22 protein-coding genes are annotated in these 20,429 nt (G+C 66.2%); 5 read left to right on the plus strand and 17 right to left on the minus strand.

Going from position 1 to position 20,429, the window contains the following annotated elements; translation table 11 throughout:
• Window positions 1-33 precede the first annotated feature (33 nt).
• The 6 genes from rdgB to clpS all read right to left on the minus strand — a co-directional run bounded on the left by rdgB (window position 34) and on the right by clpS (window position 4,356).
• Window positions 34-684: an RdgB/HAM1 family non-canonical purine NTP pyrophosphatase gene (gene rdgB, locus M1E07_RS12810; protein ID WP_461187061.1), complete on the minus strand. Its 651-nt coding sequence runs from the start codon at window positions 682-684 to the stop codon at window positions 34-36.
• Window positions 681-1,439: a ribonuclease PH gene (gene rph, locus M1E07_RS12815; protein ID WP_461187062.1), complete on the minus strand. Its 759-nt coding sequence runs from the start codon at window positions 1,437-1,439 to the stop codon at window positions 681-683. Before rph ends, rdgB begins: the two co-directional genes overlap by 4 nt.
• A 61-nt stretch (window positions 1,440-1,500) precedes the next feature.
• Window positions 1,501-2,298, minus strand: a complete 798-nt coding sequence (locus M1E07_RS12820) for an MBL fold metallo-hydrolase (protein WP_461187063.1) — start codon at window positions 2,296-2,298, stop codon at window positions 1,501-1,503.
• Window positions 2,295-3,293, minus strand: a complete 999-nt coding sequence (murI, locus tag M1E07_RS12825; protein ID WP_461187064.1) for a glutamate racemase — start codon at window positions 3,291-3,293, stop codon at window positions 2,295-2,297. Before murI ends, M1E07_RS12820 begins: the two co-directional genes overlap by 4 nt.
• A gap of 120 nt (window positions 3,294-3,413) precedes the next feature.
• Entirely contained in the window at window positions 3,414-3,980 is a 567-nt protein-coding gene (locus M1E07_RS12830; protein ID WP_461187065.1) for a DUF2017 domain-containing protein, read from the minus strand.
• Window positions 3,973-4,356 (minus strand): ATP-dependent Clp protease adapter ClpS, encoded by a 384-nt coding sequence (clpS, locus tag M1E07_RS12835; RefSeq protein WP_461187066.1) that lies wholly within the window; start codon window positions 4,354-4,356, stop codon window positions 3,973-3,975. The genes M1E07_RS12830 and clpS overlap by 8 nt, the downstream gene beginning before the upstream one ends.
• 214 nt (window positions 4,357-4,570) lie before the next feature.
• Here clpS and M1E07_RS12840 point away from each other — a divergent pair, with 214 nt between their 5' ends.
• The gene (locus M1E07_RS12840) at window positions 4,571-5,899 is read left to right on the plus strand and encodes a nicotinate phosphoribosyltransferase (protein WP_461187067.1); all 1,329 of its coding nucleotides are present in this window, start codon (window positions 4,571-4,573) and stop codon (window positions 5,897-5,899) included.
• Between the two features lie 9 nt (window positions 5,900-5,908).
• Entirely contained in the window at window positions 5,909-6,547 is a 639-nt protein-coding gene (locus M1E07_RS12845) for an isochorismatase family protein (RefSeq protein ID WP_461187068.1), read from the plus strand.
• Between the two features lie 3 nt (window positions 6,548-6,550).
• Here M1E07_RS12845 and M1E07_RS12850 read toward each other — a convergent pair whose 3' ends face one another.
• The 9 genes from M1E07_RS12850 to M1E07_RS12890 all read right to left on the minus strand — a co-directional run bounded on the left by M1E07_RS12850 (window position 6,551) and on the right by M1E07_RS12890 (window position 16,267).
• On the minus strand, window positions 6,551-8,332 hold the full coding sequence (locus tag M1E07_RS12850) for a DEAD/DEAH box helicase (protein ID WP_461187069.1): 1,782 nt from the start codon (window positions 8,330-8,332) through the stop codon (window positions 6,551-6,553).
• Window positions 8,332-8,673 carry a DUF3039 domain-containing protein gene (locus M1E07_RS12855; protein ID WP_458781703.1) on the minus strand — a complete coding sequence of 114 codons (342 nt, stop codon included), beginning with the start codon at window positions 8,671-8,673 and terminating at the stop codon, window positions 8,332-8,334. The genes M1E07_RS12850 and M1E07_RS12855 overlap by 1 nt, the downstream gene beginning before the upstream one ends.
• A gap of 118 nt (window positions 8,674-8,791) precedes the next feature.
• Complete coding sequence (gene nagB, locus M1E07_RS12860; protein ID WP_461187070.1) at window positions 8,792-9,574, minus strand: glucosamine-6-phosphate deaminase; 783 nt, start codon at window positions 9,572-9,574, stop codon at window positions 8,792-8,794.
• 97 nt (window positions 9,575-9,671) lie between these two features.
• Window positions 9,672-11,243 (minus strand): transporter, encoded by a 1,572-nt coding sequence (locus tag M1E07_RS12865; protein WP_461187071.1) that lies wholly within the window; start codon window positions 11,241-11,243, stop codon window positions 9,672-9,674.
• Window positions 11,225-12,019: an ABC transporter ATP-binding protein gene (locus M1E07_RS12870; protein WP_461187072.1), complete on the minus strand. Its 795-nt coding sequence runs from the start codon at window positions 12,017-12,019 to the stop codon at window positions 11,225-11,227. The genes M1E07_RS12865 and M1E07_RS12870 overlap by 19 nt, the downstream gene beginning before the upstream one ends.
• 93 nt (window positions 12,020-12,112) lie before the next feature.
• Window positions 12,113-12,400, minus strand: coding sequence for a DUF3253 domain-containing protein (locus M1E07_RS12875; RefSeq protein WP_461190397.1), 288 nt, complete (start codon window positions 12,398-12,400; stop codon window positions 12,113-12,115).
• A gap of 14 nt (window positions 12,401-12,414) precedes the next feature.
• The gene (locus tag M1E07_RS12880; protein ID WP_461187073.1) at window positions 12,415-13,512 is read right to left on the minus strand and encodes an NADH:flavin oxidoreductase/NADH oxidase; all 1,098 of its coding nucleotides are present in this window, start codon (window positions 13,510-13,512) and stop codon (window positions 12,415-12,417) included.
• A complete protein-coding gene (locus M1E07_RS12885) occupies window positions 13,512-14,504 on the minus strand; it encodes a co-chaperone YbbN (protein WP_461187074.1) in 993 nt (330 codons plus the stop codon). The genes M1E07_RS12880 and M1E07_RS12885 overlap by 1 nt, the downstream gene beginning before the upstream one ends.
• 53 nt (window positions 14,505-14,557) lie before the next feature.
• Entirely contained in the window at window positions 14,558-16,267 is a 1,710-nt protein-coding gene (locus M1E07_RS12890) for a hypothetical protein (protein WP_461187075.1), read from the minus strand.
• Between the two features lie 190 nt (window positions 16,268-16,457).
• On the opposite strand from M1E07_RS12890, the gene M1E07_RS12895 reads away from it, so the two are divergent.
• Complete coding sequence (locus M1E07_RS12895) at window positions 16,458-17,771, plus strand: AI-2E family transporter (RefSeq protein WP_461187076.1); 1,314 nt, start codon at window positions 16,458-16,460, stop codon at window positions 17,769-17,771.
• Between the two features lie 24 nt (window positions 17,772-17,795).
• Here M1E07_RS12895 and M1E07_RS12900 read toward each other — a convergent pair whose 3' ends face one another.
• Together M1E07_RS12900 and M1E07_RS12905 are read right to left on the minus strand one after the other, a co-directional pair.
• Window positions 17,796-18,596: an alpha/beta hydrolase gene (locus M1E07_RS12900; protein ID WP_461187077.1), complete on the minus strand. Its 801-nt coding sequence runs from the start codon at window positions 18,594-18,596 to the stop codon at window positions 17,796-17,798.
• A 34-nt stretch (window positions 18,597-18,630) separates the two neighbouring features.
• Window positions 18,631-18,987, minus strand: a complete 357-nt coding sequence (locus M1E07_RS12905; RefSeq protein ID WP_461187078.1) for an ATP/GTP-binding protein — start codon at window positions 18,985-18,987, stop codon at window positions 18,631-18,633.
• Window positions 18,988-19,101: 114 nt separating this feature from the next.
• On the opposite strand from M1E07_RS12905, the gene nucS reads away from it, so the two are divergent.
• Window positions 19,102-19,797: an endonuclease NucS gene (nucS, locus tag M1E07_RS12910; protein WP_461187079.1), complete on the plus strand. Its 696-nt coding sequence runs from the start codon at window positions 19,102-19,104 to the stop codon at window positions 19,795-19,797.
• 326 nt (window positions 19,798-20,123) lie between these two features.
• A complete protein-coding gene (locus tag M1E07_RS12915) occupies window positions 20,124-20,327 on the plus strand; it encodes a cold-shock protein (RefSeq protein WP_011692441.1) in 204 nt (67 codons plus the stop codon).
• Window positions 20,328-20,429: the final 102 nt, after the last annotated feature.

Below are 20,429 nucleotides of genomic sequence, written 5' to 3' on the forward strand. Positions count from 1 at the left end.
AGCACAGCTGTTTAACTGCTTATCGGTCACCGGCTAGCGGTTCCGCAGCGCCTCAACGACGGCCGGCAGGAGCGCCCGGAAGGCCTTGCCGCGGTGGCTGATGGCGTTTTTCTCGCCGGCGGACAGCTCCGCGCAGCTGCGCTTCTCCCCTGCCGGCTGCAGGATGGGGTCGTAGCCGAACCCGCCGGCGCCGCGGGGTTGGCGCAGGAGGACGCCCTCCAGCTGACCGTATTCCACCACCTCGTGCCCGGGACCAGTGGCCGTTCCGGGTACCGCCAGTGCCGCGGCGCAGACGAAGGCCGCCCCCCGGTGGGCGTCCGGCACGTCGGAGAGCTGGTTGAGCAGGAGCCACAGGTTCGCTTCGTCGTCGCCGTGACTGCCGGCCCACCGGGCCGAGAAGATGCCCGGCGCCCCGCCCATCACGTCCACGGCAAGGCCTGAATCGTCGGCGATGGCCACCAGGCCCGTCGCTTCGGCGACAGCGCGCGCCTTCAGCAGCGAATTCTCGGCGAACGTAACACCGGTTTCGACGACGTCGGGGGCACCTGCCGCCGCGGCGTCAACCACCTGTGTGTCGACATCGAGCCCCGGCACCTGCCCACGCAGCAGTTCCCGCAGCTCGCGGAGTTTGCCGATGTTATGCGTGGCAAGCACCAGTCGCGGCGCGGCGGGCGCCTCGCTCACAGGGCGTCTGCCAGGGTTTCGCGCTGGATGGCAGCGAGCTGCGTGGTGCCCAGCAGGGCCAGATCGAGGAGCTGGTCGAGTTCGGCGCGGTCAAAGGGCGCACCCTCGGCGGTACCCTGCACTTCCACGAACTTGCCCGAGCCCGTGACCACCACGTTCATGTCGGTCTCCGCACGGACGTCCTCAACATAGGGCAGGTCCAGCATGGGAACGCCGTCGATGATACCCACGGACACCGCCGCGATGGTGTCGATAAGGGGCTGTGCGTTCCTGGCGATCAGCTTGTTGTCGCGGGCAAACCTGATGGAGTCCGCGAGCGCAACGTAGGCGCCGGTGATGGCTGCGGTCCGGGTTCCGCCGTCCGCCTGGAGGACATCGCAGTCCAGCACGATGGTGTTTTCGCCCAGGGCCTTGGTGTCAATGATGGAGCGCAGGGAACGGCCGATGAGCCGGGAGATCTCGTGGGTGCGGCCGCCGATCTTGCCCTTGACGGATTCACGGTCGGACCGGGTGTTCGTGGCCCGGGGCAGCATGGCGTACTCGGCCGTGACCCAGCCGCGGCCCTCCCCCTTGAGCCAGCGCGGCACTCCCGCCGTCAGGGACGCGGTGCACAGGACCCGGGTGTTGCCGAACTCGATCAGGGCCGAACCTTCGGCCTGGTTGGACCATCCGCGGGTGATGCTGATGGGCCGGAGCTGGTCCGGGGCGCGCCCGTCGGCACGCACAATGGGCACTGCAGTTGCTTCAGAAGTCATGCCTTTAGCTTATCCACTGCCGGCCGCAGCGAGAGCCGAGGTTCCGCCGGGCGGGTGCCGCTCAGATGGTGTAGTGCACTCCGGCCACAGCCACTGCGACGTCGCCGCCGAACACCGGACGGGCCTCCGCCATGACAGTGGTGGGCGAGGTCCATACCGGAATGTGGGTCAGCAGGAGCCTGCGGGCCCCGGCAGCGGCAGCGGCTTCACCTGCGCGCTTGCCGGTCAGGTGGACATCCTTGATGCCGTCGTCCCGGCCCTCCTCAAAGGCAGCCTCGCAGAGGAACAGGTCGGCGTCCTTGGCCGCCTCCTCCAGCCCCGCACAGGAGTCTGTATCACCGGAGTAGGTCAGGATCCGGGAGACGTTGTTGCCTTCCTTGTCCGGCTCCACCACTTCCACGCGCAGGGCATATGCCTCCTCCACCGGATGGTTCACCGCGAAGGGCGTCACGGTGAACGGGCCCACGGTCACGGCTTCGCGTTCTGCCCAGTTGGTGAAGTCGAACTCCTCGTGCATGCCCGGGTCCAGCTCCAGCCCGTAGGCGGTGGCCATACGGTCCGCCGTGGCGGCCGGTCCCCACACTGGAATCCGGCCGCGGCCCCAGCCGCCCGGCTTCCAGCGGACGGCCACATGCAGGCCGCACAGGTCCATGCAGTGGTCCGGGTGGAGGTGGGTGAGGAAGATTGCGTCGATGTCCTCAAGGTCGGTGTAGCGCTGGATGGCGCCCAGCGCACCGCTGCCCAGGTCCATCACCACCTTCCAGGTCCGCTCGCCGTCGCTCGCCGTCAGAAGGTAGCACGACGCCGGGGAACCCGGGCCGGGGAAGGACCCCGTGCAGCCTACGATGGTGAGCTTCACTGGTTGGAACCCCCAATCACTGAACTGCCCACGAAGTTGGAAATCCGCGGGCGGCTCCTGGCACTTTGGGCCGCGGCGATCATCTCGGGCGTGATGCGGGCAAGGCTGCCGGTGGGGTACTGGGCGGCCACGTGGTCAACGTGCCGGACCGAGAGCACTTCGGGCCCCAGGAACCTGCGGGCCAGTGCCTCGAACTGGTGGGCGTCGCCGGTTGCCACAAAGTGGTGTTCCGGAGGGGTGTCAACTTGGCGCTGCAGGTTATGCGTGGCCAGGGCGCGGTAGACGTCCTTGGCGGTTTCCTCGGCGCTGGACACCAGGGTGACGTCCGCACCCATGACGTAGGAAATAACGCCGGTGAGCAGCGGGTAGTGCGTGCAGCCCAGGACTACGGTGTCCACCCCAGCGGCCTTGAGCGGGGCGAGGTACTCCTCCGCGACGGCCAGCAGGGCCGGGCCGGTGGTGATTCCGGCCTCCACATAGCTGACGAACTCCGGGCAGGCCACCGAGGTGATGTCCAGGTCCGGAGCGGCCGCGAAGGTGTCCTCATAGGCGCGGGAACCCACGGTGGCGGAGGTGCCGATCACGCCCACCCTGCCGCTCCGTGTTGCGGCAACGGCCCGTCGCACCGCCGGCTGGATGACCTCGATGACCGGAATGCCGTATTTGGCCGTGTACCGCTCGCGGGCGTCACGCAGCACAGCGGCCGACGCCGAGTTGCAGGCTATGGTGAGCAGCTTGACGCCGGAGTCCACCAGTTCGTCCATCACGCCCAGGGCATTGGCACGGACTTCCGCGATGGGCAGCGGACCGTACGGTCCGTGCGCCGTGTCCCCCACGTAGAGGATGGACTCGTTGGGGAGCTGGTCGATGATGGAGCGTGCCACGGTCAGGCCGCCCACGCCGGAGTCGAAGACGCCGATGGGCCGGGATTCGACGTTGGCGGCCGGGAGTTCGCTGGCTTTGGGCACCGCTGCGGCTTCAACTTGCGGTTCCATGCTCGAGGCTGTTGTCATGATTATTCGAGGATAGGTCTTCCCTGCAGCGTCAGGCACCATCTTGTGGCCTGTGACTCATGTCTAATTTGTCACAGGGCCGGGACGGGGACGCCCGGCGGGTCAAGGGCGGTAGTCCATGGACTGCAGCATGGCCTGGACCAGGGACTCCTGCAGCCAGGTGGTGAAGTTGTAGACCAGGGCCAGGTAGCTTTCAACGTCCTCGGCCTGGGACCAGTCCTGCATCAGGTGGACGTGCTCGGCGTCCTCCTCGTCCTGGATGTCCAGCCGCTCAGCCAGCACAAGCCGGACGTCGTTGAGGGCCACCGACCAGTGCCGCGCACCGTCAGCGGTCAGCACGATCTCGTCCTTGTCCAGGTCCAGTGCCGCGGCCCGGAGGGCGCCGATCTTTGTCTCCCGCAGCGACCTCTCGGTGAGCTGGCGGAACTCAAGGGACCCGGCGTCGTCATTCTGCATCACGTTGGGCAGGAGCCGCTTCACTGCCCGGTCCGTGGGCACGGCAACATCCATATCGAGGCCGATCAGGGCAGCCAGTGGATCCTGGCCCTGGCGCTCCTCCGGCTGGAGCATGGAAATGACGTCGTCAATGAGGCTGCGCAGCAGTTCCCGTTCGGCCGGCTCCAGATAGCCGGTGATGCCCTTGAGTCCGTATTTGAACGCCTTAGCCACGTTTCCCCTTACCTTGGCCCGGCCCGCCGGACTTGCCTGAATCGCCGCCGGACCCGCCGCTGGCTTTCTCCACGGTGGCCCACAGCCCAAAGCCGTGCATCGCGACGGCATGGCGCTCCACCTGCTCCTTGCTGCCGGCGGCAACAATGGAGCGGCCCTTTTTGTGGACCTCCATCATGAGCTTGTTCGCTTTGCTTTCGGAGTAGCCGAAGTAACTTTGGAACACGTAGCTGACGTAGCTCATCAGATTCACGGGGTCATTCCAGATCACCAGGTTCCAGGGGATGTCCGGCGCGGCAAGGAAGTCTGTTGACTCCGCTGTGCCGGTCCGGGTGCCCTCTTGCGTATCAGGGCCGAGCGCAACGCTTAAGGTCATCTGTCCATTCTATGGGGATGATGGGCCCCCGCCGGCGAGGGCCCCGCGGCGAAGCGAAGCGAGACGTGGGAGCCGGTGGATGGGCCCACGCCGGCGAGGGCCCCGCGGCGAAGCGAAGCGAGACGTGGGAGCGGGTGGATGGGCCCACGCCGGCGAGGGCCCCGCGGCGAAGCGAAGCGAGACGTGGGAGCCGGTGGGGACTAGAGTGACTTTCGTGAGCACCTCTGCCGGCTGGGACCATCCCCGCACGTCCTTTTACACTGACCACTACGAGCTGACCATGCTGCAGGCGTCACTTCATTCAGGCGCCGCGCACCGCAGGTCCGTCTTCGAGGCTTTTGCCCGGCGGCTCCCGGACGGCCGGCGTTACGGCATCGTGGCCGGTACCGGCCGGCTGCTGGAAGGCATCGCGAATTTCCGCTTCGGGAAGGCCGAACTGGACTTCCTGGCCCGCACGAAGGTGGTTAATGAGGAGACGCTGGAGTACCTCGAGTCCTACCGTTTCTCCGGTGATATCTGGGGCTATCCGGAAGGGGAAGCGTACTTTCCGAACTCCCCCATCCTGATCGTGGAGGCCACCTTTGGTGAAGCGTGCATGCTGGAGACGTATCTGTTGTCCGTGCTCAACCACGACAGTGCCATCGCCTCCGCCGCGTCCCGGATGATCAGTGCTGCCGGCGGCCGCCCCTGTATCGAGATGGGCTCCCGGCGCACCCATGAGGAAGCCGCTACCGCCTCCGCCAGGGCAGCCATCATTGCCGGATTCGACAGCACGTCCAACCTGGAGGCGGGCATCCGCTACGGGATCAAGACGGTGGGCACCGCTGCCCATTCCTTCACCCTCCTGCATGACACGGAGCGGGATGCCTTCGAGGCCCAAATTGCCGCCCTCGGCGACGCTACGTCCCTGCTGGTGGACACCTACGACGTCGAAGCGGCCGTACGCACGGCCGTGGACCTTGCAGGCCCACGGCTTGGCGCGGTCCGGCTGGATTCCGGCGACCTCGTGGCCCAGGCCCAATGGGTCCGCCAGCTCCTTGACCACCTCGGCAACGAAAACACCAAAATCGTGGTCACGTCCGACCTGGACGAATTCGCCATCGCCGCGCTTCAGTCCGCCCCCGTGGACTCCTACGGCGTGGGCACTTCCCTGGTCACCGGATCCGGCGCCCCGACCGCCAGTATGGTCTACAAACTGGTAAGCCGCACGGACGACGACGGGAACTTCGTCTCCGTAGCCAAAGCCGCCAAGAACAAGGCAAGCGTGGGCGGGCGCAAATACGCGCTGCGGAAACTGGACGAACGCGGCATTGCCACTGCTGAGGTGGTGGGTGTGGGCCGCCGGCCCGAGGACGACGGCAATGACCGTCCGCTGCTGCAGCAGTTCATGAAAAACGGCGAACTGATGCCGGGCTGGACCGGCCATGAAGGCGTGCTCCGGGCGCGCCGGCGCCACGCCGAGTCGATGGCTGAACTTCCGGCCGTGGTCAACCGCCTCCAGCGCGGTGAAGCAGCCATCCCTACTCTCTATGAAGAAAACTGAGGAGACCTGATGTCCCGCGCCCTGATCATCGTTGACGTCCAGAACGATTTTTGCGAGGGCGGCTCGCTCGCCGTGCCCGGCGGCGCAGCGGTGGCCGGTGCGATCAGTGAATACGTGGATGCCCACCACAGCGAGTTCGACCACGTCGTGGCCACCCAGGACTGGCATATCAACCCCGGCGACCACTTCTCCGAGGCCCCTGATTTCATCGACAGCTGGCCGCCGCATTGCGTGGCGGGAACCCGCGGTGCGGAACTCCACCCGGATCTGGACACCGAGTACATCGACGCCTACTTCCAGAAGGGGCAGTTTGCTGCCGCCTACTCCGGCTTCGAGGGGCTGCAGGCGCCGGAAGACGCCGTTCCCACCGGGGAACGGCAACCCGGCGCGCTGCCGGGTGCCGGCGAAGCTGACAAATATGCTGCCGCTGAAGACGCCATCGGCCTGGACGACTGGCTGCAGAGCAACGACGTGGAGGACGTGGTGGTGGTGGGCATCGCCACCGATTACTGCGTCAAGGCAACGTCCCTTGACGCAGTCCAGGCAGGCTACTCCGTGACGGTCATCCGCTCCCTGACGGCAGGGATCGCAGAGGACCCCGAGGAAGCAATCACCGAGATGGAGCTTGGCGGCGTCGACGTCGCCTGAGCGCTATTTTCGGCCGATGAACCAGTCCTGAAGCTTCCGCAGGCGGGACTGCAGCTGTTCCTCGTTGGCCTGCGCCACCGGCGGACCGCCGCAAACAGTCCTTAGCTTGGTGTGGACCACGCCGTGGGGCGTCCCGGTACGGGCGGACCAGGCAGCCACGTTCTTGGCCAGTTCGTTCCGAAGGTCCATCAGCAGCCGGTGGTCCGGGACTGTCGGCGCAGCGGTTTCCGCCACCGCCGGGGCACGCCGGTTCTTCCGGTTGAGCTGCTCATGCTGGCGCTGGCGAAGCAGCGTGCCCACCTGTTCGGCGTCCAGCAGCCCGGGGATGCCCAGGAAGTCCATTTCGTCGTCGGACCCTACTTCGCCGCCGGTGCCGAACTCGCCGCCGTCGAACAGGACGCGGTCAAAGGACGCCTGCGAGTCCAGGGCCTCGAACTTGCCTTTGGTGAGGCTGTCCGAGGCCTTGTCCTCACGGTTGGCTTCCGCCATCAGCGAGTCTTCCGGATTGAAGAGGCCGTCCCCGTCCTCCTTCTCCGGCCGGTCCAGGGCGTGGTCGCGCTCGGCCTCCATCGAGTTGGCCAGGGCCATCAGCTGCGGCACGGACGGCAGGAAGACCGACGCCGTCTCGCCCCGCTTGCGGGCACGCACAAAGCGGCCCACCGCCTGGGCGAAGAACAGCGGAGTGGACGTGGACGTGGCGTACACACCCACTGACAGCCGGGGCACGTCAACACCTTCGGACACCATCCGGACCGCAACCATCCACCGCTTCTCGCTGGCGGTAAACTCCTCGATCTTGCTGGAGGCTTTGGCGTCGTCGGAAAGGATGACGGTGGGCGACTCGCCGGTAATGCGCTTCAGCTGCCCGGCATATGCCCTGGCATCCTCGTGGTCGGTGGCGATCACCAGCCCGCCGGCGTCGGGGACGGTGCGGCGGACCTCGCTGAGGCGTTTGTCCGCCCCGGCGAGGACAGCCGGAATCCACTCGCCCGCAGGGTTCAGTGCGGTACGCCAGGCGTGCGAAGTGATGTCCTTGGTCACCGCAGCCTCGCCAAGTGATGCCGCCATCTCCTCGCCCGCGCTGGTCCGCCAGCGCATCTGCCCTGAGTACGCCATAAACATCACCGGCCGGACCACGTGGTCCCGCAGGGCGTTCCCGTAGCCGTAGGTGTAGTCCGCCTTGGACCGACGGATACCGTCCCGGTCCTCCGCGTACTCCACGAACGGAATGGGTGAGGTGTCCGAGCGGAACGGGGTACCGGTCAGGGAGAGCCGGCGCGCTGCGGGATCGAACGCCTCCCGCAGGCCGTCGCCCCAGGACAACGCCTCGCCGCCGTGGTGGATCTCATCCAGGATCACCAGGGTCCGCGCGGCCTCGGTTTTGGCCCGGTGCAGCATAGGCTTGCTGGCCACCTGGGCGTATGTGACGGCGACGCCGATAAAGCCGCGGCCGTGCTGGCCGTCTGAGTTCTTGAAGTTGGGGTCAATGGCAATGCCCACCTTGGCTGCCGCATCCGCCCACTGGCGCTTGAGGTGGTCCGTGGGCGCGACGATGGTCACGCGGTTGACCATACCGGACTCGATGAGAGTGGACGCGATCCGGAGCGCGAAAGTGGTTTTACCGGCGCCGGGCGTTGCCACGGCCAGGAAGTCCCGGGGACTCGTCCTCAGGTAGAGGTCCAGGGCTTCCTGCTGCCAGGCACGGAGTTTCGGGGCGGTTCCCCAGGCTGCACGTTCCGGATAAGCCGGAGGCAGGGTGGGGCCGCCAAAAAGCGTCTCCGTCACTACTTGTTGTTGCCTGAGTCCCCTCCGGGACCCTTGCCGCCATCGTTGCCCGGACGGAGGCCGTCATAGACCTCTTTGCACATCGGGCACACCGGGAACTTCTGCGGATCCCGGCCGGGCGTCCAGACTTTGCCGCACAGGGCAATGACGGGCTCCCCGGTCAGCGCGGACTCCATGATCTTTTCCTTGCGCACGTAGTGCGAAAAGCGCTCCCGGTCTCCCGGCTCCACCTCTTGGCGCAGTTCCTCGCGCTCAATGGTGGCCGTGGACGTTCCAGCCCCGGAAAGCTCGCGCATCGGGTCGTTTTCGAGAGGGTCCGTCATGCTAGTCATGCCAACCATCTTAGCCTTTCCGGCGGTGGGGCGTTCGACGCCGGCGCACGCCCAGCGGAAGGAAAAAGCCGCCCGCTGCCTGCCGCCGTCGTAATATTTGGCAGCTGGAGAGGGTGTTGCCGTGCGCTCAGAGGCCTTGCCAGTCGGGCTTGTTGTCATAGGTGTGGCGGTAGAAATCCGCGAGTTTCAGCGCTGAGGCGGCTGCCTCGTCCAGCAGGACTGTGGCATGGGGATGGAACTGCAGCACCGACGCGGGGCAGATGGCGGACACCGGCCCTTCGACGAACTCGCGGACAGCCTGCGCCTTCTGCGCGCCGGTTGCCACAAGGATCACATGCCGGGCATCCATGATCGTTCCCAGGCCTTGGGTCAGAACGTGGTGCGGGACCTCGGCCAGTCCGCTGAAGAACCGGGCGTTGTCACGGCGTGTCTGTTCGATGAGGCTCTTGATCCGGGTGCGGGAGGCGAAGGAGGATCCGGGCTCATTAAAGCCGATGTGGCCGTCGGTGCCCACGCCGAGGAGCTGAAGGTCAACACCGCCAGCCGCGGTGATGGACTCCTCGTAGGCACGGCAGGCCTCCGGGATGTCCGTTGCTGTTCCGTCCGGCCCATGGACATTTCCGGGGGCAATGTTGACCCGATCGGTGAACTCCCGCCGGATGACCTCGCGGTACGATTCGGGGTGCCCGGCCGGCAGGCCCACGTACTCGTCGAGGGCAAAACCGGAGGCACGGCTGAAGTCCAGGCCGTCCCGCTGGTGGCGGGAAGCGAGCTCGTCGTAGACCGGCAACGGTGACGATCCCGTGGCAAGCCCCAGTACGGCATCCGGTTTGCGCCGCAGGAGCTCCTCGATGGCATCCGCGGCAAGCTTCCCGATGTGTTTGCTGCCGTTGAGGATGACTACTTCCATACTGTTCCTTCCCGGGCCGTGTCAGCCGTTCGCTTCGTTGGCGGTCCACTGCTCCATCATGCACTCCTTCATAGTGCACCCGCTCCATAGGCACTGCTCAGCGGTTCACTGTCACCTGCGCCAGCAGTTCAGGACCGCGGGCGTCAAGCCATTTCCCGCCCAGCCGGACACCGATCACCAACAGGCCCACTCCCAGCACCAGTCCAACGCCGAGGTTCAGCCAGCCGAACAGGCTGTTGCCGGTGACCAGCTGTGCGATCAGGAGCGCGGCCTCCGGCAGCACCAGGACCAGCAGGACTCCCAGCCCGGCAAACTGGACGGCAAGGGTCTGGCCCACGTTTCCCGGGGGCTTCTTGAAGGGACTGTCGCCGGGCAAGGGAACCGCCACGGTGTACCGGGCCGAGACCACTGAGGACAATCCCAGTCCCGTAAAGAGGATCCCCAAACTCAGCCCCAACTGGCCGGGCAACGGGTCCCAGTCACCGGTGAAGGCAGAGTAGCCGGCGGCGAACACCAGAACCACCGGCAGTGCGAAGGCCAGGCACGCCAGGGCGCGGCCCAGCCTGTCGTCAACACCATGGACCCCGCTGGCCAGGTGCAGCGCGAAGGCGGTGTTGTCATAGGAGACATCAGCGGAGATGGACCAGGCCAGGATAAACGCCGTCAGCGGAGCCAGGAACGCCAGGGTGCTGAAGTCGCCGGCCTGGCTGCCCTGGAACACCAGCACCACCGGAAGGAGCGGGACCACGATGAGCGAGCCGGAGTAGCGGGGGTCCCGGATCCAGTAGGTAAGGGCCCTTGCCATCACCGCGCCCGCAGGAACAGCCGGCAGGAACCCGAGCAGTCCCAGCTTGCCGCCCTTGCGCTTTCCGCTGCCCGAGTAGGGCGGGGTGACCAGGGCACGTTCCAACAGCAGCTTCCAGCACCACGCAAGGCCGGCAAGCACCGCAAGGGAGATGAGCAGTTTCAAGGCCGCCGCACCGGGCCGGCCGGCCTCAATGTCGCCCGCCAATGCCCACGGGGCGCCAAGCGGAGTCCACGACAACGTCCGGGCAAAGTCCGGGAGGAAGCCGGTGGAGGCGGTGATCCCGCGCCCTACTCCAGCCACGATCGGGCCCAGGAGGACGAGCGGCACCATAAACGCGACCGCGCTGACATCCTTGAAGCGGCGGGAGGACGCGAGGCTGGCCGTGGCCGTGGTCACCACCTTGGACAGCACAATGCAGGTCAGCACGCCCACCGCTGCACCCAACAGGGCCGCAAGCGCGGGCAGTACGCCGCGGGACCACGTCACCACCGTGGACAGTGCCACCAGCGCTGTTGCCAGGCCCGGAATACCGATCAGTCCGCCCAGCGCCAGCCCTGCCAGCATATGCTTCATGGGGACGGCGAACGTGGTGAAGCGGGCCGGATCCAGCGTCATGTCCGTAGCTGAAGCCACCACCGGAATGATTCCCCAGCCGAGGACGGCCGCGGAGCCGCCCAGCATCACTGCTGTATACACCAGCTCGTGTTCCGCCTGGCGAAGCAGGACCAGCACCACCACCAGCGTGGCTACGACGCTCAGTGCATAGAGTCCTGCGAACGCCATGCCCACCAGCTGCCACGGGCTGCGGCGAAGGCCGTTACGCAGCAGACTGATTTTGAGCCTTAGAAGGTGCGCAACCATTCCAGCCCTTCCGTGTGGCTGCGGCCGCCCACCAGCTGGACGAACCGGTCTTCCAGGGAGACTCCCCCTCGCACCTCGTCGACGGTTCCGGTGGCCAGCAGCCTGCCGCCGGCCACCACTGCAACGTGGTCGCACATGCGCTGCACCAGGTCCATCACGTGACTGGAGACGATCACCGTGCCGCCGGACGCCACGTAGCTGTCCAGGATCGAGCGGATGTTCGAGGCAGAGACGGGGTCAACGGCTTCGAAGGGCTCGTCCAGGACCAGTAGCCTGGGCGCGTGGATCAGGGCAGATGCCAGGGCGATCTTTTTGGTCATGCCCGCCGAGTAGTCAACCACCAGTGTGCCGGCGTCCTGCGCGAGGTCCATGGCCGCCAGCAGCTCGCCCACGCGGCTGGCCACCACTTCCTTGTCCATTCCGCGCAGCAGGCCGGCGTAGGTAATGAGCTGTTCGCCGGTTAACCGGTCAAACAGCCGGACCCCATCCGGCAGGATCCCCATCAGGCGCTTGGCCTCCAGCGGGCGGGACCAGACATCCACGCCATGGACGACGGCGGTGCCGAAGTCCGGGCGCAGCAGCCCGGTGGCCATCGACAGTGTGGTGGTCTTGCCGGCGCCGTTGGGGCCGACAATCCCGAAGAAGGAACCCGCGGGGACGTCCAGGCTGATGCCGTCCACGGCGATCTTTTGCCCGAACCGTTTGGCGAGTCCCCGGATGGACAGTGCGGCGACGGGACCGGCGGGCCGCGCGGGGTCAGGTTGCTGAGCAGTCATGAAGCCAGACTAGTCCTCGGGTTGCGGCAGCGGGGTCCTCCTGCAGGAGTAGTGAAATAGGTGTAGATCGGCTTCGCACTGGGCCGCCGGTTCCTACCTCACCTTGCGGATCCGGATGGGTCCTTTGGCTGTGGCAGGATCCACCACCGAACCGCCCTGGGTGATCTCCACCTCGCCGGCGTCAACCAGCCGCCGGGCAGCCATGCGGGCAGGCTCCATCAGGTCGCGCCAATTTTCGTCGCCAACGGCCCGGGCAGCATCCGACGGGCAGATGGTGGACGTTGCAGCCCTGGCAGCGAGGAGTTCCAGGATGATGGTCTCCAGCTGTCGGTCGATTCCGCCCTCGGGGGCTTGTTCCTTGTCCGGCTGCCGGTGGGCCATCACGTCCGCGGCCTTTAGAAGGTGCGCCGCGGCACGGCGCGCTCGTACTGCGGCGCCCATGTGATGTCGTGGCCCAGCTCGAAGGCCGCGCGCAGCCACCAGTGCGGGTCCCGAAGCGCCGCCCGGGCAATAAAGACGCCGTCCGCCTGTCCGGTCGCAATGGCATGTTCAGCCTGGCCGGCGGAAGTCAGGAGCCCCACGGTTCCGGTGGGCACCCCCGCCTCCCTGCGGATGGCAGCGGAGAATCCTGTCTGGTATCCGGGACCGGCCTTAATCTGCTGATGGGCTACGGCTCCGCCGCTGGAGACGTCCACCAGGTCCACGCCGTGCTGCGCCGCCTCCCGTGCAAGCCGCACGGACGCCGCCAGGTCAACCCCGCCGTCAGCCCAGTCGCTGGCGGAGATCCTCAACAGCAGGGGCATCGAGTCCGGAATGACAGCCCGCACCGCATCAACCACCGCAAGCATCAGGCGGCTCCGCCCCGCTTCATCCCCACCCCAGGCGTCCGTCCGCGTGTTGATCAGCGGGCTCTGGAACTGGTGCAGGAGGTAACCGTGAGCCCCGTGGATTTCCACCGTATCGAACCCGGCGTCCACCGCGCGGACTGCCGCGGCCGCAAAGTCGCCGATCACACCTGCAATTTGTTCCTCGCTCATCACGGCGGGTTCGGTATAGCCGTCGAACGCTGACGGTGAGGGCCCCACTGTGGTCCAGCCGCCGTCGGACTGGGGGACGCTGCCGTGCTTGCCGGAGAAAGGCCAATACGTGGAGGCCTTCCGGCCGGCATGGGCCAACTGGACGCCAATTTTTGCTTCAGCCGCCCCGTGCTGGTGCACAAAGGACGTAATCCGCTGCCAGGCTTCGGCCTGGGCATCGTTGTAGAGGCCGGCATCGCGGGGACTGATCATGCCCTCGTGGTTCACGGCGGCGGCCTCGGTGAGGATCAGCGCCGCGCCGCCGGCGGCGAAGGAGCCCAGGTGCATCAGGTGCCAGTCGTGCGGAACGCCGGGCGCGGCGTCGGCATCGCAGCTGTACTGGCACATCGGCGACACCCAGCCGCGGTGCTGGAGCTCAAGCGAGCGGAGCTTCAGCGGTTCGAACAAAGCGGACATCAGAAAAGTACCCTCGCAAGTGCCTGGCGCGCCTTGGCCACTCGATCATCTGCTGCGCCCACCACGTCGAACAGCTCAAGCAGGCGGACCCGGGCAGTCTCGCGCTCCGGTCCGAAGTTCCTGCCGATAAAGCTGACCAGGCGGTTCAGCGCGTCCTCCACGTGCCCGCCGGCCACATCCAGGTCAGCGACGGCAAGCTGTGCCTGCAGGTTGTCCGGCTCATTGGCCGCCTGGGCGCGCAGTGCTTCGCTGTCCTGGGCGGAGAGCGGCTGGAGACGCTCCATCAGCTCCACCTGGGCCAGCCCTGCCTTCGCCTCGTGGTCGGCCGGCATCTCGTTCAGCGCCTGCCGGTAGGCTGCTGCCGCCGCCGCATAGTCGCCGGCTTCGATGGCGTCAAAGGCGGCCTGGTGCAGCGGTGGCAGCGGGGCGGGCTCGCCTTCCTGCACGGCACCGCCGCCGAGGCTGCCGGTCACACCGTTTGCCGCGGCCACCTTCAGCAATTCGTCAAAAAGACCGCGGACCTGCTGTTCGTCGGCGCCGCCCTGGAAAAGCGGAACCGGCTGCCCCTTGAGCACCGCGACGGCGGTAGGCACGGCCTGCACCTGGAACGCCTGGGCAAGCTGCGGGAATGCTTCGATGTCGGCGGCTCCCAGGACCAGCCTGCCGCCATAGCTGTCCACCACGCGTTCCAGGACGTCCAGCATGGTTGCCGATTCGGGTGAGTAGGCAGCCCACAGCGCGAAGACCACCGGCACCTGCGCGGACAACTCCACCAGTTGCTGGAAGTTGCCCTCGGTCACGTTGACCACCAGTTCGGGAGTGCCGGGAGCGGCGCCGGGCTGCGCTCCCCCGGGCGCTTCCGGTCCGGACGGCGGCGCGGACGGGGCCGGTGCGGCGGGGCGCTGCTTCAGCGAGGAAAGGTCGACGGCGCCGCGCAGGTTAAGCGGGTTGGCAGCGGCAGGAGGGACTGGGCGGGAAGCTGGCGAACTCATGCTTTCCACTCTAGCCACTCCGGCCGCTGCCGGGGGTAATGCAGGTACGGCGTCTACTTGAAGCTGGCGCCCACCAGGCCGCGGGTGGCAGCCACAAGCTTCATGGGGTCGGTGGAGCCTGCGGGCGGAACATACACGGCCATGGACTCCGCGAAGCTCAGGACCATGCCCGTGGTGGTTTCCTTGCCGCCTGCGAGGGCGGCGGCGTCGTCACCGATAGTCAGCTTGTCACCGGCAGCCTTCGGCGTTCCCTCAAAGCCGAAGTTGATCCGGCCCAGGACCAGCGCGCCGCCGTCCGCCGTGCGGAACACCACGGTGCTTTCCGGAACCACCTTGTGCGTGAAGGAGAAGTTGCCGTTCTTCCCCGCCTTGGCCACCTCGGCCTGGTAAGACAGCGTGTCCGCGATGTACGGCGAGGACTTGCCCTCCACGAGCTTGTCCTTGAAGGCGGACCCGGCGGAGGTGAGGCGGTCTGCAAGGCCGGACATAGCCTCTTCGCCGCTGTACAGCAGCCCGGTCTTGTCACCGGCAGCCAGCGTTTCTGTACCATCACGGTTGATGGTGGGGAAGGTGGTACCGGGCTGCAGCGGGTTCGTTTCCACGAGCTTGTAGTTCTCGCGCGCTGAGGACTGGACGAGCGTCAGCAGTTGCGGGACCACGTTGCCCTCACCCTGCGTTACGGCAAGGACGGACCGGGGCCAGTCGCGGTTGCTCGTGACCGCCGTGGTGAGGAGCTTGGTGGACCGCACGGGCATGCGTGCCTCGTAGGATCCCACCCGGGAGCGGATCTTGTAGTTCTGGGTCCGGACTTCAAGCTCAGTCCCGCCAAGGCGGTCGGCAAGCTTGGCTGCATCCTTTGCTGCGTCGCCGGCGTCCGCGGCGCTGGAGACCTGCTCCAGGATGCGACGGAACTGCGCATCCAACAGCACCGGCGGGCCGGACTGCTCCTGCGCAGGCGAAGCTGACGATGTTGAATCCGATGAAGGCTCAGGCGCAGGCGAGGTCGCATTTGCGGCGACACCGGTTCCTGCCACAACAGCGGCGGCAACCACTCCGGCGGCGGCCATGGCCACACGCGAGGACGAACGTGCCTCGGTCTTGGCGCGGGCACGCTGGGCGAAGCCGCTGCCCTTGCCGTCACCTTCGCCATTGCGCTTGCGGAGGGTGAGCAGGGCCAGGACGATCCCGCCAAGGATCAGGAGCGAGCCCAGCACCATCAGCGGGATGGCCCACGGGGTGGAGGTATCGTTTGGGAACGTCATGGAGATGGAGGCCGGCGCAGGCTGGGTCCCGTCAGAGGCCAACAGAAGGGTCCAGTCGCCGTCAGCCGGCGGCGTCCAGGAGTACTCCAGTTCGCCGCTTGCGTTCTCCGTGGAGACCCAGAGGTCGGAGCCTGCGGGGTTGGGCGCAGTGGCTTCGCCGTCCGCGTGTTCCACCTGGAGCGACTTCCCGTCCTCCGAAACCCCCGTAACGGTGTTATGCGCCGTCTGGCCTACCCAGGCGTCAACGTCATCGGGACGCCCTGCCGCCAGCAGGAAGTTGCCATCACCCTCGATGTTGATCTTGACGGTGCCGCCATGAAGGGTGCGCAGGTTCTGGTCTATGACCGTTAGCGGCGCAGCACCGGCATCAGCAGGCGCAGACGCCGTGAAGGTTTCGGACGGAGCCCAGATGGTTCTCTGGCCGATGCCGGCCAGCAGTGTCAGGAGGCCGAGCAGCACGAGTGCGACTGCAGTCTTTAAACGCAAGGGAACACCTATCATCAGCGGGGGTTTACCTTCAATGGTAACGGTTTCGTTACCACGGCCCTGGTTTCGGCGCCGGAAACGCTTCTTCCGTTACCTCCAGGACGGGCCCTCCGCGGGTGTTGACAGGGCTGCTGATAGTGTTTGCGATGATCATCACACCGGCCCGCGCCAGCGGTGCCACGCACCGAACAGGCCCCAAATTCCAGTGACTGACAAGACGGACGAGTCCTCCGCGGCACACGAGAATCCGGAGGGTCCCGAGCCTTCGGCAGGTGCTCCGCGCGTCCCTGCCCGGGTCCGCCGGAGGGGGGCCGCCGCCGCGGCCCTCGGACTGGTGGTACACCGGCTTCGACAGCCGCTGCCCGGGGCCCAGCCAAGGCTCCGCTTCGAAATGCCGCCGGAATACTCCCACCAGGACAACCACCAGGTTGGCGAGGAGTCCGGCGGGGTGGAGCCCCAGTTCGGTGACCCCGGCCCGCGGATGTCACCGCAGCATCCCCTCTACATGGGTTTTATGGGCACTGTGGGCGTGGGGCTTGCCTTGCTTGTCTACTGGATCGGATCCAACACCACACAGCTGCTGCTGTGGATCGTGGCGGCGCTGTTTATCGCGCTGGGCCTGGAGCCGGTGGTCAGCTGGCTTGAGGGCCGCAAGATTCCCCGCCCGGCCGGGATCCTGGTATCCGTCACCGTGCTGGTGAGCGCCGTCGTCGGATTCTTTGCCACCCTGATTCCCACGATCGTGGAGCAGGTGACGGAGATTGTCCAGCAGGCACCTGTCTGGGTGCGGGACTTCATTGATTCAGACTTCTTCCGCAGCCTCGATGACCAGTTCGGCGTGCGGGAACGGATGACGGAGGAACTGGACAAGTTCGTCAACGACCCTGCTGCCGTGGGCGGAATTTTCGGCGGGGTGGTAACTTTCGGGTCAACGGTGGCCAATGGGCTGTTCGGCACACTGATTGTGCTGGTGCTGAGCCTGTACTTCCTGGCCGCCCTGCCCGCGATGAAAAAGTGGGGCTACCGGCTGGCGCCGCGTTCCCGTCGGGCACGGGTGGAGGCTTTGTCCGAGGAGATCACCCGCTCGGTGGGCAATTACGTCATCGGGCAGGCCTGCGTGGCCCTGCTGAATGCCACTTTTGCCTTCATCGTGATGTCCATAGTGGGGATCCCCTTCGCGCTTTTGCTGGCGTTCGTAGTGGCCCTGCTGGCCTTTATCCCTCTGGTGGGCGGGCTGATTGCCGGTGTGCTTGTAGTCCTCATCGCGCTGACCGAGGGCTGGCAAAGCGCGGCCGTTTACGGCATCTGCTACTTCGCCTACCTGCAGTTCGAGGCCTACTTCATCTCCCCGCGCATCATGCAGAAGGCAGTCGCGGTGCCGGGTGCGGTGGCCGTCATCTCCGTCATTGCCGGCGGCAGCCTGCTGGGTGTCCTCGGCGCCCTGATCGCCATACCGACGGCGGCCGCCGTCCTGCTGCTGATCCGCGAAATTTATGTGGTGCGTCAGGACAAGCACTGACGCCTGAAAGCCAAGCGTTCCGGCCTAAGCCGGGGCGTTGGCCACCGGCCCGTCCCATTCCTGCGGCAGGCTGGTGCCGCCGGAGCCTGGTCCAGTAACCTCTTCCACTATTTCGTTCAGCACACGCCCGGCGTACTTCTCCCCCACCCACAAATGCTTGGCGCCTTTGACCCCCACAATGCGGGCTTGGGGCACCAGGCTGAAGCGCGCGGCTGCGGCGTCCGGCTGCAGGTAGTCGTCGTGCTCAGGCACCAGCACCTTGAGCGGTTTCCCGGACTGCGCCCATTCCAGCAGGTGCGCATCCTTGGCCCGGTGCAACGGTGGGGACAGCAAAACTGCACCCTCGATCTGCGCCGCGACCGGTTCCGTGGCCCCGTACATCAGGGCAAGTTCGGTGCCGAAGGACCAGCCCACGAGCCACCGGTTGGGCAGGCCGCGTTCGACGGCGAAGCGGACGGCCGCCTCGACGTCATGCCGCTCTCCAACACCTTCCTCGAAGGCGCCCGTGCTGGTACCCCGTGGGGACTCCGTGCCGCGCGTGTTAAACCGCAGCACGGCGATGCCGGCGAGTGCGGGCAGCCGGTAGGAGGCCTTGCGGTAGACGTGCGAATCCATGAACCCGCCGTGGGTAGGCAGCGGGTGCAGGGTAATCAGCGTGGCATTGACCGGCCCGGACTCCGGCAGCGCCAGTTCCCCCACCAGGGTATGGCCGTCCTCCGTCAGCAGCTCCACATTTTCGCGCCGGGCCGGCAGGACAGTGGAAGCACGGATGGGCACGGAGCCGGTGGACTGGACGAATTTGTACGACGGCGGATCAAAAGTCATGCCTGCCAGCTTAGCGACAGCCGCGCCCGGCCCCTTACCGGTAGCGGTAACTGCGGGTCATCCAGCAGTTCGTGTGCCAGTGGCGGCGTTCCGCCAGACCCGCGGCAGCGCCGAAGAGGTGGTCATCCTTCCAGACCACCAGGTGGGCGACCCCTGGCAGCACCGCGGTGGAACACTCTGGGCAGATGTAAGTCTTTTCAGCGTTCCTGGCCGTCATGGTGCGGACCATCCAGTCGCCGTCGGGAGCGCTTTCCCGACGGGCGATGCCTGCCCGCGCACGTTCCAGGTCAAGTTCAGGGACCTCGCTGCTGCCCTTCTTTCCGGCCACCCTGCCCGAAGCGGCACCGGCTCTTCCGGACACGGGGCGGCGGGGTCGGTTGGAACGCGGCATGCATCCATTCTGCCCCAGCGCCGGCCCGGGCCATTCCTTGCCGGGCCATAACCATCCGCCGCAGGACTCTGCCCGGGGCGGAGGCCTGCGGCACCAGACGGTAGTCTGTACGGCGTGCGACTTGTCATAGCCCGATGCTCTGTTGATTACGTTGGCCGGCTCAAAGCCCATCTCCCCCTTGCCACCAGGCTGCTGCTTGTCAAGGCTGACGGTTCTGTCCTGGTCCACTCGGACGGCGGCTCCTACAAGCCCCTTAACTGGATGAGCCCGCCCGCCACGCTGCGGGTCACTTCCCCCGAGGATGTGGACCTGGAACTGGGTGTGATCGAGCAATGGACCGTGCAGTCGGCCAAGACTGACGACCGGCTGATCATCAACATCCACGAGAAACTCAGTGAGTCTTCCCACGACCTCGGCGTGGATCCGGGCCTGATCAAGGACGGTGTGGAGGCGGACCTGCAGCGGCTGCTGGCGGAACAGATCGAAACGCTCGGTGAGGGCTACTCCCTGATCCGCCGCGAGTACTTCACGGCCATCGGGCCGGTGGACATCCTGGCCCGCGACTCGGGCGGCGGCACCGTGGCCATCGAGCTCAAGCGGCGCGGCGATATTGACGGCGTGGAGCAGCTCACCCGATACCTTGAATTGCTCAACCGCGATCCGCTGTTGGCCCCGGTCCGGGGTATCTTCGCTGCCCAGCAGATCAAGCCGCAGGCCAAGGTCCTGGCGAACGACCGCGGGATCGATTGCGTCACCCTTGACTACGACGCCATGCGCGGGGTGGATGACAGCGAATCCCGGCTCTTCTGACGGCGGCATTGCCCAGCACTCCCTGGCCATGCGGCGAGCCCTCATATTGCGCGGTATTGGGCTTCCACAAAGTCACTTAACCTTCTTTTTACTCAAAATTTATGCGTTTCTCCACTTAAACCGTTGACCTCCGCTGGGCAGCGTGAAATTCTTGTCTCAGTCTTTGTGTAGGTGTTTTTCATGCTCGCAAGACATGTTGCGAGTGCGAAGCTCCTGCAGCGCCGGTCCCTTTACCGGGCGGGCAACCCAGGATTCTTCTCACGGAGTGACCAAGGCCGGCACGAGGTGTGCCGATCTTAAACAAGTTCCACAATGAGGAGAAATAAATGGCACAGGGAACCGTCAAGTGGTTCAACGCTGAAAAGGGCTTCGGCTTCATTACCCCGGATGACTCCGATGGTGATGTCTTCGTGCACTACTCGGAGATCCAGACCGGTGGCTTCAAGACTCTCGACGAGAACCAGCGCGTTCAGTTCGAAATCGGCCAGGGCGCCAAGGGTCCGCAGGCAACCGGCGTCACGCTGGTCTAGTCCCCGCCCCGCCGCGTAAATGCGGCAGGCAGCGAAAAAATGATCCCCGGCAATTATGCCGGGGATCATTTTTGTCGAATTCCAGGGTGCTTCCGGCGTCCC

The sequence above is a fragment of the Arthrobacter sp. Z4-13 genome (assembly GCF_054792705.1).